The organism is Psychroserpens luteolus, assembly GCF_021032705.1.
In the GTDB taxonomy this organism is placed as follows: domain Bacteria; phylum Bacteroidota; class Bacteroidia; order Flavobacteriales; family Flavobacteriaceae; genus Psychroserpens; species Psychroserpens luteolus.
In genome coordinates this window covers 489573-505024 of sequence record NZ_JAHVXI010000001.1, presented here as the reverse complement: position 1 = coordinate 505024, position 15452 = coordinate 489573, and the positions used below count along the sequence as shown (strand labels likewise).

The following is a 15452-nucleotide window of genomic DNA, read 5'->3' as shown; positions in this document are numbered from 1 at the left end:
ATGAATAGTTTTTTAACAATGTTGAGTTTAAAAAAAAATCCGCTATTTAGCGGATTTTTTACAATTAACTTTCATCATCTTCTTTTTTCTTCGGAAGTGATTTTGGATCTTCTGGTTTGGTTTTGTCTTTTCCTTTCAGATATTCAGGTAAATCCATACCAGCCATATTAAACATATCTTGTAATGGCGGAACAGATTTGTACATTCCTGATAGAAAATTCGCTGTTGATGATTTTCCGTCTTCTCCATGTCCACCATTTTCCCAAACGGTTACTTTATCAATCTTGATGTTCTTGATTGCTTCAGCTTGTGTTTTTACCAATTCAGGTAATTTGTCTGCAATCAATAATAATACAGCATCTTTACTGCTATTTCCAGCAGCTTTTACGATTTCTTGTAAACCTGCAGCTTGTTTTGTTAAGACTTCAAATTGTCCTTGTGCTTCAGCTTGTGCCTTAAATAAGATGGCATCAGCTTCACCTTTCGCTCTTCTACGAATCATTTCAGCTTCAGCTTCGGCATCAATCTCCACTTTGCGTTTATCAATTTCAGCAGGAACAATAACATCTGCCATTTGAGATGAGCGTTCACGTTCTGCTCTTGCTATTTCGGCATCTTTTTCAGCGGCATAAGACTCTTCTAAGGCTTTAGCGCTTTGTACTTTTTCTGCCGCGATAGCCACACGCTCTGCTTCGGCTTCACGTTGACGACGTAACGAATCAGAATTGGCAACAGCAATTTTCGCTGTATTTTCACCTTCAACAGCTTGCGCATTTGCAGCGGCAACTTGTGTTCTTTCATCTTGCACAGCGTTTGCTTCACCAATAGATCCATCTCTGGTTTTCTCTGCAACCGATTTACGAGCGGCATTAATGGCATGTGCAGCAGCTTCTTTACCAAGAGCTTCAATATAGCCAGACTCATCAACGATATCTGTAATGTTTACGTTAATCAATTTAAGACCAACTTTTTTTAATTCAGATTCGACACTTTGAGAAATATTAGTTAAAAACTTGTCTCTATCACTATTAATTTCTTCGATATCCATTGAAGCTACTACTAAACGCAATTGACCAAAAATGATTTCTTTAGCTAATTCCTGAACATCCTGTTGAGCAAGACCTAGTAACCTCTCGGCAGCATTTTGCATCACGCCAGGTTCGGTAGACACACCAATGGTAAAGCGTGATGGTACATTTACACGAATGTTTTGTTTTGAAAGCGCGTTAACTAAGTTAACTTCGATAGAAATAGGAGTTAGATCTAAGAATTCATAATCTTGAATTACAGGAAAGATAAAAGCTGCACCACCATGGATACATTTGGCCGATTGACCTCCACCTACTTTTCCATAGACCACCAAAATGCGATCGGAAGGACAACGCTTATAACGTTTAATTAGAATTATTAGGAAGACAAATACAATGAGTATCGCAGCGACGATTACTATTGGAAAGCCTAAATCAAAGTTTTGTTGTGTCAGAAGGTAGTTCATGTGTTTCTGTTTTAATTGGTTCTATAGGTTTTTTTGTTTGTTCTACTATTAAAATACCGTTGCTTGTCACATCGACAACTTTAATAAGTGTCCCGGATTTGAGTTCTACAAGAGAATCTGATAACGCTTCAAGCTCGCGTAATGTCCCTTGAACACGTACACTAACTTTTCCCATTTTGGTTCGGTTTGCGCCAACAGTGAGATAAATTTCACCAATGGCACCAATGGCATTTTTGTAATCTAGTGTTCCGCTGTCTGTTAATTTCCGCATAGAAAAAAACATAGCTGCCATAAGAGCCATCATTAACAATCCGGAAACGGTTGCAATGATGACACTAACAGGTTTAGACATGCCAGCATTGACACATGCCACGCCTGTCCATCCAAAAATGGTAAAGAAGCCAACAAGATTTTTAAAGGTGATAAATTGAAATCCAATTCCTGTATCTGCATCAATATCAGAATCGACATCGCCTATATCGTCACCACCATCAATACCAGCAAATGTTGTGATGATTACGAATAAAAAAATTAGGGAGCCAATGAGCGCAATAATCCAAAAGAATTGAGAGAATCCATCTAAAGCTGAAAACCATTCCATAATAGGTTAGTGTTAAAAATTAATACTGAAATATAAGACCTTTATAAGGTTCTTACAATTTATATATCAAATGTTATTTTGATAGCAAAATAGATACGGCATTTCCACCAAATCCAACGGCATTAACCAAGATGTTTTTGATGCGTTTAGGTGTTTGGGATTTTAGGTAAGGTATTGAAATAAACGTCTCGTGTTGCAACATCATAATCGCCATTTCGATATTTAAAAGTCCGGAAGCACCAAGGCTGTGACCTATCTTCCACTTATTAGTAGTTAATGAAGGAATTTTGTTACAAAAAATTGATTCGATCGCATTTATTTCGGCCTGATCTCCTTTTATTGTTCCTGGTGTATGCGTAACAATAACATCGACATCTTCTGGCTTAACAGTACCTAGAGCCATTTTCATAGACCTTTGAAAACACAGTGCATTGGTTGATAAAGATGCATTGTGCTCTAATAGTTCTGTAGCATAGCCAATACCAATAATTTTTGCTAAGGCATTGTTAGTGTTTCCAGATTCTAAACAAGCCATAGCAGCGCCTTCGCCCAAAATCATTGTGTTGTCTTTTTTACTCAAATCTAATGATTGATTTGGAAATAGAGAATCATCAGTTTTCGCATAGATTTTCAAGGCTTGCATCTGGGCAATAGTGAATGCTGTTAAAGGCGCTTCACTTCCACCAACTAGAAATTTGTCGCACATTCCAGAGTTGATCCAAGCAATGCCATTTAACAAAGCATGTAATGCAGTAGAACAAGTTATAGAATGTGAAATTTCAGGTCCTTGAGTTTGTAAGTCATGTGCAACCCAAGACGAAATATTTCCTAAGGTAGTCGTAGGAGAAGTTAGTGTATTCGTTTTTTGGTTTTTAATAAACTCTGAATGATAATTTTCAAAAAGAGTAGTTGCGCCTCTTGATGATCCAATATTAATCCCGAAGTTATCGGAAGCTTTCCAATTGGCATTTGTTATCGCTTGTCTTGATGCATATATGGCATATAGTACAGAATCATCTAATGTTTTATACTTTGAATTAGATTGCTTCAATGCATCAATCCCTTTCTTTGTTTCAGTTGAGATTTTAGCAATAAGGTTTCCTTCTTTTTTAGTAAAAAAATGATTGATATTTGTATAATTTTTCCAAATCTCATCAGGTAAAGAACCTAGTGGAGAAATAGAAGCGATAGCTGTTATGGAAATAGGGTGTTGCAAAAGCAATTGAAATTTTATGCAAAAATAGGATATTGTATAGTTATGTAAACATAAAATCGAGATAGTTTGAGTAACAATTTTGAATTATAGCAGACCTATCAAATAAATCAATCATATATTATGGAACACGTACGTCAAAAAAGCTGGTTTGGACGAAACTGGCTCTGGGTTTTGCCAGTAGGAGGTTGTCTAGGGGTTATTTTATTATTTGTGTTTGGAATAGGTGCCGCAATTTTTGGCGTCTCTAAAATTATAAAAGAATCTGAACCTTATGAATATGCCGTCGAAGCAGCTAAAAGTAATAGTGATGTTCAATTGGCTTTAGGAGAAGCTATAGACACCGATGGGCTTTTTCAAGGCAATATGACACTCAACAATAGTACAGGAGAGGCTGATATAAGAATTCCAATTAAAGGCGAAAATGGTAAAGGGACTATTGTTGTTCTTGCTGAAAAAAATGGAGACGATTGGACTTATGAAAAGTTGTATGTTATTATTAAACAGACTCAAGAAGAAATTAATTTATTAGAAAAAAGTATGGAAGGCGATTGATGCTTTCTATACAATTTCTAATGCATCTTCAATGACCTGATACACTTTTTGTAATTGCTCATCTGTAATCACATAAGGCGCCAGAATATAAATGGTGTTACCTAATGGTCTTAAGCAAATCCCATTTTTCATAAAGAAGTTAAATAGCTTGTCGCGTAAATTCCCGTAACGCTCCATTTCGATATTGAGGTCTAAAGCAAAAATGATTCCTGTTTGTCTCACAGAAGCTACCTTTGGATGCGTTTTGATGTGTTTTCCAAACAGTTTATGTGATTCTATAATACGTTTGATATGATGTTGAATTTCATCAGAAATTAACAATTCAATTCCTGCTAAAGCTGCTGTACATGCCAACGGATTGGCAGAGTAGGTGTGGCCATGAAACAATCCTTTACTAATCTCATCACTATAAAAAGCATCGTAGATATCTTGGGTGCAACTAGTGATGGCCATGGGTAACAATCCAGCTGTTAGTGCTTTGCTTAAACAAATAATGTCTGGCTTCGTTTCTATATGATCTGAAGCAAAATGTTTTCCTGTTTTTCCAAAGCCCGTCATGACCTCGTCTGCAACAGTTATAATTTGATTTGATTTGCAGAATTTCAGAATACGTTCTAACCCTTCTGCATCATGCATTTTCATTGCTGCAGCACCTTGTACTAATGGTTCGAAAACAAATCCTGCTACGTTATGTTGCGATGAAATGTCTTGTAAACGTTCTAAAATTATGTCATAATTTTTGCCATTTGGTGTTGGAATACGTTTAACATCCAGAAAGAAATCTTCAAAAGGGCCATTATAAACCGACAGCCCTGAAACACTCATGGCGCCAAATGTATCACCATGAAATCCGTCTTCAAATGCAATAAGAACATGTCGTTTTTCACCACGATTGAAATGATATTGCAATGCCATTTTAATCCCAATTTCTACTGATGTTGAACCATTATCACTAAAAAAAATCTTGTTTTGATTATCTGGTAGGATGTCTATCAAGGCTTCGGAAAGTTTAACTGCAGGTTCATGAGTAAAACCGCTAAACACAACTTGATCTAAAATTTGCATTTGTGCAGCAACTCGATTGGTGATGTAATTGTTGCAATGCCCATACATACTCGTATACCAAGAGGCGATGGCATCTATATATTCGTTGCCATTTTCGTCTGTTAGTACACAACCTTGAGCTTTAACAATCGCTGTAGTTTCAGGATGTAATTTATGCTGTGTTAATGGATGCCAAATGTGTTTTTTATCTCTTTCTTTTAGATTCATAGTTTACTTTTAAATGCTTCAGCATATTCTTTAACCACATTGTGATCAAAGTAAGGTTCTTCATTAATACGACCTATAACTTTTACTTTGGTCATTTCTGTAATAATGGCTTCGGTTGTTTTATGCTCATTTCCGCTAAAAATAATAGACACATCGAATCCTTTTTCCTTGAGGAGATTAATCGTTAATAATGAATGGTTGATACTGCCCAAATAGTGTCTTGATACTACAATAACTTTATAAGTTGGTTTAATAAGATCAAGAATGGTATTCTTTTTATTAATAGGAACAAGCAAGCCGCCAGCACCTTCTATAACTAAATGATTATTTGTTTTAGGTGGTTTTATATCTTTTAGTTGTATGGAAACGCCATCAATATCTGCAGCAGCATGCGGACTCATGGGTGTTTGTAATGCATAACTATTATCATGAAACTTTGATTTATGGTTAGATACATAGGATTGGACTTTTTTTGTGTCGCAAAAGTCTAATTCACCTGCTTGTATAGGTTTCCAGTAATCTGCTTTCAACGCTTCAGTAATAATTGCAGAAGCCACTGTTTTACCTACATCAGTTCCTATTCCAGTAATAAAGTATGTGTTCATTTTTGTTTGAATTCTGTACTACAATTTTCGCATTTATATTTGTAACGTGTATGAAATGGTAGTGTTCCAGATAAAAACCCAACAATAAAAGCAAAAAAAGATTTAAAATCTGTAATCGTCGAAAATAATTCGACTTTCTCGCTATTGCAGTTTGGGCAATGAATAGTATTACCATCATCGTCTAAAGCATACTGTTTAATAGTACTTAAAATATGCTGCGCTTTCATTGCATCTTCCGATAATACTTTCAGTTTTACACCTCCAATAGCATTACTTACCAAAGGGTCGGTATCAATAGTAAGATGGTCTTGTAGGAACACTTTCACACCTTCTGCCTCCAAACGTCCTTTAATGATTTGGGCTTCTGTTGTGTATTGAAATCTTGCTATGGTTTTAAATTTTTCGCTCATTTAGGGTAATGACATGCTATGTTCACAACGTTTTTACAAAGGTAGTGAGTATACGTAAGACTTCCGAGATTTCTTTTTCAGTATTAAAAGCATGTAAACAAAAACGTAAGCGTTCTTTTCCTTTAGGCACAGTAGGTGATAGAATTGCCTTTACATTAAAATTATTGTCTTTCAGTATATTGGAAAGTTGTTTCACCTTATCGTTTCCAGAAATAATGCAAGAGTGAATAGCAGAATCACTTGTAATAAAGACTTCTTGAAGTTCTAGTTTACTGATTTCAGATTTAAAAAATTCAATATTGTGATGAAGTTTCATCGTATGTTTTATTTGACTCTGTAGTTCGTCATACGCTACTTTAATAAGTGCCAATGTATGTGGAGGGAGTGCCGTAGTGTAAATAAAAGGTCTTGAAAAATTAATGAGATAATCTCTAAGTGCATTGTTACACAAAATAGCTGCGCCATGAGCACCTAAAGCTTTTCCAAACGTTACGATTCTGGCAAAAACCATGGCTTCAAGTTGATGCTTAGAAATGAGGCCATTACCATGAGTTCCAAAGACACCTACAGCATGCGCTTCGTCAATGATAAGATGGACATGCTTTGCTTGACATAGTTGCGATAACGTGACTAAATCTGGAGTATCACCATCCATAGAAAATACCGATTCGGTGACAACGTAAATACATTGATCTTCTTCTGAAATATGCTCAGAGTGCTGATTAATTAGTTCTTCTAAATGCTTTAGATTGTTATGCTCAAATTTATAAGCTTTGGCATGACTCATTGTAATGCCATCGCGAATAGATGCATGGCAATATTCGTCGTATATAATAATGTCATGGCGTTGCGGAACACATGAGAAAAACCCTATGTTGGCGTCATAGCCGGAGTTAAAGACAAGCGCATTTTCAGAATTATGAAAGGCGGTTATTTGTTGTTCGACCTGTTGATATAATGTATGATTGCCAGATAATAATCGAGAACCTGTTGCACCATTTTGAATACCCTTTTGAGCATCTAAAATTTCTAGCGATTTGTTAAATAGGTGTTTTGATTTTGAAAACCCTAAATAGTCATTAGATGAAAAATCAATAAGACTGTTAGTCTCGCTAAGATTCCGAAAGGCATTTTCTTCTTGTCGCTTATCGAGCTTATGTTGAAGTTTTTTAGGAAGCATGCTCATTCATTTTTCGTTTCCAAGCCTCTTTATCTACCCATACAGAATCTCTCGGGTTTGTTGCATCAAGCAAGTCGATATTTAATTCTTCAGACAAATGATAACCAACAATTAAGGCATCTTTAAAACTGTCCCGCTCATAAAGTTGAAAATGTTTGTTGGTGTCATACCAGAGGTTAACTTCAAAAGTAGAGCCATGAGATAATAATTGTTGAAACACAGAAACGTACTCATAGTTATGTATTGTTTTCCATTTTCCATATTTAAAATTTCCAATTTCGACTGTAGGTCTAAATCGAGAGTTTTTTAGATCAATGTGTATTCGTTTTTGTGAGCAAAATCCAATTCCTATTGTAATTACTATAACTATAAATATATACTCGTCAATTATGTGTCGTCTATTTTGCATACTCCATTCTACGTCGGTAATTAAACTATAAATTAAGTAAACAGCAAATGTAAAACACAGTGCTGCAATAGGTATTTGCCATATTGGTCTATTACGTTCTGAAACTACAATTGATTCATCCATAGCCACAAATATAGCTAATGAAAAAGTGAATGAATAATGATTTATAGAAACAATAAAATTATCTTTTTTAAATAAAAAATTATTGTTTATCAATAATTTTTATATATTTGTTATCGTTAAACGATAATTAAATGAAAACAAAACAAATTTTTAAGACCATGAACATTGTGTCATGGATTGTGTTTATCGGTTTTTGTATTAAAGCAGGAGCTATAGCTATTGTAGCTATGATGAGTTTTTCTGGAAACACAAATGCAACCAAAGATTTATATATGGGTATTGATCTTTCAAACATATATGCATTTAGTAGCACTCACTTTATTTGTGCCGTTCTAGTACTTGTATTCATGGCAAGCTTAAAAGCTTATATCTTCTATTTGTTGATACATGTGTTTAAGCACATGGATTTTAATCATCCATTTAATGATGTCGTGATGGCTTTAATTTTCAAGATAAGTTATGTGGCTTTGGGTGTTGGCGTGTTAGGAATTATTGGAAAGGCTTATACAACTTGGTTAGCGTCCAAGGTGGTTTTTACTCAATTAGATATAGAAGCATCTGCTTATATATTTATGGCTGGCGTCGTATTTATTATAGCGTCTTTATATAGACGTGCTATTGACATTCAATCAGAAAACGAACTAACTATATAATCATGAAAGACAATACAACTATTTTAACAATTATTACTTGGGGTGTTTTGCTAACGGCAATTTCAGTATTACTCAATGATATGCGTGAGTTTGATTTTAACCAGTTTAAAGAGTTTCAAAATTGGGCAAAAGTTGCAGATAAAAATGAGACCTGGTTAACTTCAGAGAATGCAATTAAATGGAGTTATTATGCGATTAGTGCTGGTTTATTTTTTTGGAGAGGGTATCTCATTTACGGATTTTCTTATTTCTTATCTATTCTAAAAGAGATCGATCAAGGCCATTATTTTAGTGACAATAATATTAAATACTTTAAGAAGATAGGAAACATTTTTATTCAGTATACAATTAGTGTGTTGGTGTTGAGGTTTCTTATGGCTGCAATAGGAAAGTCGACGTTTGACTTCTTTGACGAACTTAAAGCCGAATTTACATTTTTAATCCCAGCAGGATTGGCATTTTTCATTCTTGCCGAAATTTTTAAACGCGGGAAACAAGCCGAAGAAGAAAACGAATTAACCATATAATTATGAAAACAGGAACTGCTCTTGCTGATATATTATTTTTAATATGTAGCATTTCATTTTATTTATTAATTATAGCTTTTGGATTTGCATTAGCTACAGAAGCTTTTACTGATGATGGCAAAATGGGTAATTTCTCTCCTAAGTTTAATAGCGCACTTGGTTACGAGATGCCTGTTGAATTTAAAATCAAGCCTAAAAGCCCAATGTTTAATAATATACTGTTTACCGATTATAAAGAAGGGATTGATGATAAAGGGAAGAAAACATACGCTACTATACCTCAATATGCTAATTCAATAACTACAGAAGATTCCTTAAATTTTAAGGCTGTTGTAAGTATCAATAACTATGGAATGGGAGATAATTTCGAACTGACTTCTAATGTGTTTAGAGGTGATGGTCATGTGCATATAAAACCTAAAACACTATTCAATAAAGTGATTATTGTGTTTAGAACTTATATGAACTTTATTATTTTAATTATTATTTTCTTCTTTCTAAAGAATATATTTAAGATGTTAAGAATCACTATTGAATTTTCTCAAAAGCTATATAAATTAATACAAATGTTAGGCGTAATAATGATTTCTAAGGTTCTACTCTCTGTAATAATTAATTCTATTCTAGGGATGTGGCTAACAGATATTGGTATACAACCATTGAATGATGGCTTAAACTATGTAGATATAACCATGAGTTCGCGTTTAGATTTTGATTTTTCATTATTTTTAGTTGGGTTTTCACTTATTGTTCTTAGCGCACTATTAAAGTCTGGTAGTAAAATGCAACAAGAAAATAAATTAACCATTTAAGTATGCCAATAATTGTAAATTTAGATATAGTGCTTGCCAAGCGAAAAATGAAAAGCAAAGAATTGGCTGAGATTATTGGTATTACAACTGCTAATTTGTCTATCTTAAAATCTGGTAAAGCAAAAGCAATTCGATTTTCTACTTTAGAGGCAATTTGTGAAGCTTTAGACTGCCAACCTGCAGATATTTTGGAATATGTTGAAACCTAAAATCACATATCATAGAGTAAAAACCAACGAAGAATTAGAAGCTATTTTGAAACTTCAAAGCGATAATCTTCCTCAAAAGATAACAGCTTTAGAAAAGGAAAAGGAAGGCTATGTTACCATTCATCATACCTTTGATATTTTAAAGCGTATGAATGATTCATGTGCCCATATTATAGCAAAGCATGAAGAAACTGTTGTTGGTTATGTACTGTGTATGACCAGAAATTTTAAAGATGAGATTCCCATATTGGTGCCTATGTTTGATGAAATTGAATCGATTATTCCAGAGACACAAGACTATATAGTGATGGGACAAGTATGTGTGTCTAAGGCTTATAGAAAGCAAGGTATTTTTAGAGGCTTGTATCAATTTATGTCTCAAGTTTTAAAACCAGATTTTGATGTCATAATTACTGAAGTAAATATTAAAAATGTGCGGTCTTCAAATGCGCATTTAGCTATAGGCTTTGAGTTGTTAAAAACCTACAACTCTAATGGCGATACCTGGGAACTTATTTGTTTGTCTATTTAAATAGAATTGTAAAATTCAAACATTTTATTGTATATTTACACATATGTTTGCACTTGTAGATTGTAATAATTTTTATGCGTCTTGCGAACGTGTTTTTAACCCTAATTTACGAGGAAAACCAATTGCAATTCTTAGCAATAATGATGGTTGTGTAATTTCACGAAGCGATGAAGCAAAAGCGTTGGACTTGCCAATGGGAGCACCTATTTTTAAATGGGAAGGCTTTTGTAAGGTCAATGATATTCATGTATTGTCATCCAACTATCCTTTGTATGGTGATATGAGTAGTCGTGTTATGAGTATTCTAAGTCAGTTTACTCCAGATGTTGAGGTGTATAGTATTGACGAAGCTTTTTTACAATTTAAAGGTTTTGAAAACTATAATTTTAATGACTACGGAAATGAGATGCGACACCGTATTTTAAAATGGACAGGCATTCCAACTTGTGTTGGTATAGCTCCAACAAAAGCCTTATCCAAAGTAGCTAATAAAGTTGCTCGAAAATTTCCGAAGCAAACAAAAGGTGTTTATGTGATAGATTCTGAAGACAAACGTCTAAAAGCCTTAAAATGGATTAAAATAGAAGCTGTTTGGGGAATAGGATATGGCCTACAAAAACGACTAAAAGCTAAAGGTTGTAAAACTGCTTATGATTTCACACAATTATCTGATGATTGGGTACGAAAAACTTTTTCTATTACCGAATGGAAGTTAAAGAAGGATTTAGAAGGAAACTCTAAAATTTTATTAGATGAGCCTAAAAATAAACGAGCTATAGCAACAACACGTAGCTTTGAATATACCTATTCAGATATTGAGAATATAAAAGAGCGTATTTCTACTTTTGCGACCAGTTGTGCCGAAAAACTGCGCAAACAAGGATCGAGTTGCCACATGATTATTGTAATGCTAAGTAGTGATAGACACAAAAAAGATTTAGAACAACATCGCGCAAGTAAAAGTATAAGTTTATCTTACCCAACAAACTCATCTTTAATTATAAGTAATTATGCAATCAATGCAGTAATGTCTATCTTTAAAACAGGAATAAAGTACAAAAGAGCAGGAGTGATAGTCACAGGCTTGGTGCCAACCAATAATCATCAATTACATTTGTTTGATGCTGAAAACCCTAAACATCAACCATTGATGCAATCGATTGATAGTTTAAATACAAAGTATAAAAGTCATAAAATTAAATTAGGTAATCAAGATCTAAAACGTACATGGAAAATGCGTCAAGAGCGATTATCACCAAAATATACCACGAATATTAACGATATTATTGTAGTAAAATGATAACACACAAATCAGAAAGTTTAACTTTTTTCACGCCAGAAGTCATAGAAGGTGCTGCTGCACAATTGTTTGACGCAGGGATTTCAGCAGGTTTCCCTTCACCAGCCGACGATTTTAAAGAACAACGCTTATCTCTAGATGAAGAATTAGTTCGAAATAAAGAAGCCACATTTTATGCTCGCGTGAGTGGGCAGTCTATGATTGGAGCAGGACTAGAGGATAATGATTTATTAGTTATAGACCGAAGTCTTGAACCAGCAAATAATAAAATAGCTGTTTGTTTTTTAGATGGCGAGTTTACTGTAAAACGGTTACGTGTTTCTAATAACCAAATGTGGTTGCAACCAGAAAACCCAAATTATCCAATTATTAACATCACCGAAGAGAATAATTTTCTAATTTGGGGTATTGTTACCAATGTCATTAAAAAAGTATAGTAGACCTTAATGGATACCTCCAATCAACTGTTATTTTTTTTCAGCGCTTTAGGTGTTTTTAATGGGTTTTTATTAAGTTTTTACCTTCTCTTTTTTCGTAAAAAAACCGCTTACCTAATTACTTTTTGGGATTACTAGTTTTAATGCTAAGTATTAGAATTGGTAAGTCGGTGTATATGGTTTATAATGAGAATGACGTATTGCTCTATATTCAAATAGGTTTGTCTGCTTGCTTTTTAATAGGTGTTATGCTATTCTATTATATAAAAGCGTCTCTTGACGAGATAAAAAAGGTGCCCAATTCCTGGAAAATCCATATCACTATTTTGCTCATTTTTATAGTTGTTGTAGGAATTTTGAAACCCTATAAAAGTGAACGTGCATTTTGGAATGCATATTTTATACGTTTTATTTACTACACTTGGGGAATTTATATGTTATTGTCTGGATATCTGTTGAGACATGTTTTAAAAAAGTTCATTAAAAAATATAAATCCTGTACCACTTCTGAAGTCTGGTTACTGGTGGTTTACATTAGCGCGTTTGTCATTTATTTAGCTTATATGTTAGGAAGAAAAAGTTGGTATATCTCAGGAGCTGTATCATTTTCTGTAGTGTTATATTTAGTGATATTCTTTTTGTTATTTAGAAAAAATAGAAAGGAAATATTTACTGAAGCTGAACCAAAATATGGATCAAAAAAAATAGAGAACACCGAAGCAGAAATCTTTATTAAAAGACTTGATGCTATAATGGAAGAGAAAAAACTGTATAAAAACAGCAATATAAAACTTAAAGATATTGCTCACGAATTAGAAGTATCTACACATTATTTATCTCAATTATTAAATGATAACTTAGGAAAATCTTTTGCGCAACATATAAATACATTGCGAACAGAGGAAGCAAAAGAACTTCTTCAAAAGAACGATCAATTTACGCTAGAGGCTATTGGTTTGGAAGCAGGTTTTAGTTCTAAATCAACATTTTATGCAACATTCAAAAAGTTAACAGGAACTACTCCTGCTGAATTTAAAAAGCAGTTTTCATAGTTGTTTTACTCCAAAATTATAATTCTGGACATATCAGTTATAAATTAAGCACACATTTTTAATTCGTTTTTAGAGATTTACTTTCAATCAATAAAAAACGAAAAATGAAAGTAAAATTTATAACAGCTGTTTTATGCTGTTCAATAGGTATGTTGTTTGCCCAATCAGCAGATGAATTTGCCATAAGTAAAACATTACATGATTATATCAACGGGAGTTCATTTAATCAACCAGAACAAATTAAAAGCGCATTTACAAAAGATGCTACTTTGTACCTTACCAAAGGTGATGGAACCTCTGTGTTGTTTTCGCCTGAGGCCTATTCAGATTTATTCAAAAAGAATAAGCCAGGAACTTTTGCTGGTAGAATAGGAAATATTTTAGAGATCGAAGTTCATAATGATATTGCCACAGCTAAAGTGGAGATTATTATGCCAGAACCTAAACTCTACTTCATAGATTTGTTTTTGCTCAAAAAAACAAATAACAGTTGGAAGATAATAAGCAAAACAGCGACGAGATCTCCTTTAGAAAGTAAGGGACGAATTTTATTTATCATGTCCAATGCCAAAACTTATGGCAATTCAAGTATAGAGACAGGTGTAAGCTTTTCAGAAATTATATATGCATACGACACTTTTATAAATAATAATTATCATGTAGACTTTATGACGCCTCATGGAGGTGCAATTCATCTAGGGCGTTATTATAATGCAAAAGATAGTCTACAGCGTCAATATTATACCAATAATCAATTTATGACGCGACTAACCTATACTAAATCTCCAGATGAAATTAATGCTTCAAGTTATAATGCGGTGTATTATGTTGGAGGCGGTTCTGCTATGTATCAAGTTCCTGAGAACAAACAGATTCAAAATATCTCAATGGCAGTTTATGAGCAAAATGGTATTGTTTCAGCGGTTTGTCATGGTACAGCTGGAATAGTTAACTTAAAAACTAGTGACGGAGACTATTTGGTTGCGAATAGAAAAGTAAATGGTTATCCAGACATACTTGAGAAAAAAGAAAAAGCTTATTATAAAGAATTTCCATTTTCTATAGAAGAAAAGATTAAACAGCATGGAGGAGATTTTAAGTATTCAAAGACGGGTTGGGATAGTTATTATATTTTAGATGACCGATTGATAACAGGACAAGACCCGTCCTCATCTACTAAAGTAGCCAAAGAAGTTATAGCAAGATTACAAAAACAATAATCATTTTAAATTTAAAAACAATGAAAACATCAATCATTACATTATTACTATGCTTAAGTATGTCAACAATTACTTTAGCTCAAGATTCAGAGTATAAACTAGTAGAACAGACTGTGTCTTATTATTTGGATGGAGGAACCAACAACGATTTTGACACGCTTAAAAAAGCGTTTCATAAGAATGCCACAATGAAATATATACGAAATGGTGAGTATAAGGAGGTTAATGCCTTAGAGTTTTTTAAGAAAGCAGTAAAACCTGGTCCAAAGCAAGATCGGAAAACACGTATCGCCTATATCAATATCACAGGAAATGTGGCTAATGCTAAATTAGAAATAGATTATGAGAAATTTAGTTTTATAGATTATATGAATTTGATCAAGATTGATGGCGAGTGGAAAGTAGTAAGTAAAATATTTTTTAGAAAAGGAAAATAATTTTAAAGTAACATGAAGCGTATTGTTTTATGGGACTTATTTATTAATGAAAGTCAATTAAACAAAAACGCCAAACATAATGTTTGGCGTTTTATATATATGTAAATAAAATAATGTCTTAGTCTGCTAATACAATTACTTTATTATCTTTCATTTCAATTGTTCCAGAAGTGATAGGTAGCCAAAACCCTCTATCAGATTTATTGAATAAAGATTCAACCTCTTCTTCAAGAGTAATATTACCGTTAATTTTCACGTTTCCTTCTTTTAGTAATGAGATGATAGGTGCGTGATTAGTTAACATTTCAAATTCACCCATAACACCCGGAACAGTAACGCTAGTTACTTCTCCACTAAATAGTGTGGCTTCTGGTGATACAATTTCTAAAAGCATAGTTCTGTAATTTTAG

Annotated in this window: 20 protein-coding genes; 11 read left to right on the top strand and 9 right to left on the bottom strand. The window is 33.5% G+C overall.

Annotated features, from left to right (window positions below):
• Positions 1–64 precede the first annotated feature (64 nt).
• The 3 genes from KWG70_RS02230 to KWG70_RS02220 all read right to left on the bottom strand — a co-directional run bounded on the left by KWG70_RS02230 (position 65) and on the right by KWG70_RS02220 (position 3312).
• The gene (locus tag KWG70_RS02230; RefSeq protein WP_230934363.1) at positions 65–1495 is read right to left on the bottom strand and encodes a flotillin family protein; all 1431 of its coding nucleotides are present in this window, start codon (positions 1493–1495) and stop codon (positions 65–67) included.
• A complete protein-coding gene (locus KWG70_RS02225) occupies positions 1464–2096 on the bottom strand; it encodes a hypothetical protein (protein WP_262910594.1) in 633 nt (210 codons plus the stop codon). The genes KWG70_RS02230 and KWG70_RS02225 overlap by 32 nt, the downstream gene beginning before the upstream one ends.
• Positions 2097–2169: 73 nt before the next feature.
• On the bottom strand, positions 2170–3312 hold the full coding sequence (locus KWG70_RS02220) for a beta-ketoacyl synthase N-terminal-like domain-containing protein (RefSeq protein ID WP_230934362.1): 1143 nt from the start codon (positions 3310–3312) through the stop codon (positions 2170–2172).
• 120 nt (positions 3313–3432) lie between these two features.
• On the opposite strand from KWG70_RS02220, the gene KWG70_RS02215 reads away from it, so the two are divergent.
• The gene (locus tag KWG70_RS02215) at positions 3433–3864 is read left to right on the top strand and encodes a cytochrome c oxidase assembly factor Coa1 family protein (protein ID WP_230934361.1); all 432 of its coding nucleotides are present in this window, start codon (positions 3433–3435) and stop codon (positions 3862–3864) included.
• A 6-nt stretch (positions 3865–3870) separates the two neighbouring features.
• On the opposite strand, the gene bioA is transcribed toward KWG70_RS02215, so the two are convergent.
• Genes bioA through KWG70_RS02190 form a run of 5 tightly spaced genes read right to left on the bottom strand, consistent with a single transcriptional unit; the run spans position 3871 to position 7863 of the window.
• A complete protein-coding gene (bioA, locus tag KWG70_RS02210) occupies positions 3871–5136 on the bottom strand; it encodes an adenosylmethionine--8-amino-7-oxononanoate transaminase (protein ID WP_230934360.1) in 1266 nt (421 codons plus the stop codon).
• Positions 5133–5741, bottom strand: a complete 609-nt coding sequence (gene bioD / locus KWG70_RS02205) for a dethiobiotin synthase (protein ID WP_230934359.1) — start codon at positions 5739–5741, stop codon at positions 5133–5135. The genes bioA and bioD overlap by 4 nt, the downstream gene beginning before the upstream one ends.
• Positions 5738–6151 carry a putative signal transducing protein gene (locus KWG70_RS02200; protein ID WP_230934358.1) on the bottom strand — a complete coding sequence of 138 codons (414 nt, stop codon included), beginning with the start codon at positions 6149–6151 and terminating at the stop codon, positions 5738–5740. Before KWG70_RS02200 ends, bioD begins: the two co-directional genes overlap by 4 nt.
• 22 nt (positions 6152–6173) lie before the next feature.
• Positions 6174–7331, bottom strand: a complete 1158-nt coding sequence (locus KWG70_RS02195; RefSeq protein WP_230934357.1) for an aminotransferase class I/II-fold pyridoxal phosphate-dependent enzyme — start codon at positions 7329–7331, stop codon at positions 6174–6176.
• Positions 7321–7863 (bottom strand): hypothetical protein, encoded by a 543-nt coding sequence (locus KWG70_RS02190; protein ID WP_230934356.1) that lies wholly within the window; start codon positions 7861–7863, stop codon positions 7321–7323. The genes KWG70_RS02195 and KWG70_RS02190 overlap by 11 nt, the downstream gene beginning before the upstream one ends.
• 131 nt (positions 7864–7994) lie before the next feature.
• Between KWG70_RS02190 and KWG70_RS02185 the strand changes: the two genes are divergently transcribed.
• The 10 genes from KWG70_RS02185 (at position 7995) to KWG70_RS02140 (ending at position 15042) form a co-directional block, all read left to right on the top strand.
• Positions 7995–8516: a DUF2975 domain-containing protein gene (locus KWG70_RS02185; protein ID WP_230934355.1), complete on the top strand. Its 522-nt coding sequence runs from the start codon at positions 7995–7997 to the stop codon at positions 8514–8516.
• Between the two features lie 2 nt (positions 8517–8518).
• The gene (locus KWG70_RS02180) at positions 8519–9043 is read left to right on the top strand and encodes a DUF2975 domain-containing protein (RefSeq protein ID WP_230934354.1); all 525 of its coding nucleotides are present in this window, start codon (positions 8519–8521) and stop codon (positions 9041–9043) included.
• Positions 9044–9045: 2 nt separating this feature from the next.
• Positions 9046–9855: a DUF2975 domain-containing protein gene (locus KWG70_RS02175; protein WP_230934353.1), complete on the top strand. Its 810-nt coding sequence runs from the start codon at positions 9046–9048 to the stop codon at positions 9853–9855.
• 2 nt (positions 9856–9857) lie between these two features.
• Complete coding sequence (locus KWG70_RS02170; protein ID WP_230934352.1) at positions 9858–10064, top strand: helix-turn-helix domain-containing protein; 207 nt, start codon at positions 9858–9860, stop codon at positions 10062–10064.
• A complete protein-coding gene (locus KWG70_RS02165) occupies positions 10051–10596 on the top strand; it encodes a GNAT family N-acetyltransferase (RefSeq protein WP_230934351.1) in 546 nt (181 codons plus the stop codon). The genes KWG70_RS02170 and KWG70_RS02165 overlap by 14 nt, the downstream gene beginning before the upstream one ends.
• A 43-nt stretch (positions 10597–10639) precedes the next feature.
• Positions 10640–11896 (top strand): Y-family DNA polymerase, encoded by a 1257-nt coding sequence (locus KWG70_RS02160; RefSeq protein WP_230934350.1) that lies wholly within the window; start codon positions 10640–10642, stop codon positions 11894–11896.
• Positions 11893–12333 carry a LexA family protein gene (locus KWG70_RS02155; protein WP_230934349.1) on the top strand — a complete coding sequence of 147 codons (441 nt, stop codon included), beginning with the start codon at positions 11893–11895 and terminating at the stop codon, positions 12331–12333. Before KWG70_RS02160 ends, KWG70_RS02155 begins: the two co-directional genes overlap by 4 nt.
• 125 nt (positions 12334–12458) lie before the next feature.
• The gene (locus tag KWG70_RS02150; RefSeq protein WP_230934348.1) at positions 12459–13385 is read left to right on the top strand and encodes a helix-turn-helix domain-containing protein; all 927 of its coding nucleotides are present in this window, start codon (positions 12459–12461) and stop codon (positions 13383–13385) included.
• A 104-nt stretch (positions 13386–13489) separates the two neighbouring features.
• Positions 13490–14605 carry a nuclear transport factor 2 family protein gene (locus KWG70_RS02145; RefSeq protein ID WP_230934347.1) on the top strand — a complete coding sequence of 372 codons (1116 nt, stop codon included), beginning with the start codon at positions 13490–13492 and terminating at the stop codon, positions 14603–14605.
• 20 nt (positions 14606–14625) lie between these two features.
• Positions 14626–15042, top strand: a complete 417-nt coding sequence (locus tag KWG70_RS02140) for a nuclear transport factor 2 family protein (RefSeq protein WP_230934346.1) — start codon at positions 14626–14628, stop codon at positions 15040–15042.
• A gap of 118 nt (positions 15043–15160) precedes the next feature.
• On the opposite strand, the gene KWG70_RS02135 is transcribed toward KWG70_RS02140, so the two are convergent.
• Positions 15161–15436, bottom strand: coding sequence for a F0F1 ATP synthase subunit epsilon (locus KWG70_RS02135; protein ID WP_230934345.1), 276 nt, complete (start codon positions 15434–15436; stop codon positions 15161–15163).
• Positions 15437–15452 lie beyond the last annotated feature (16 nt).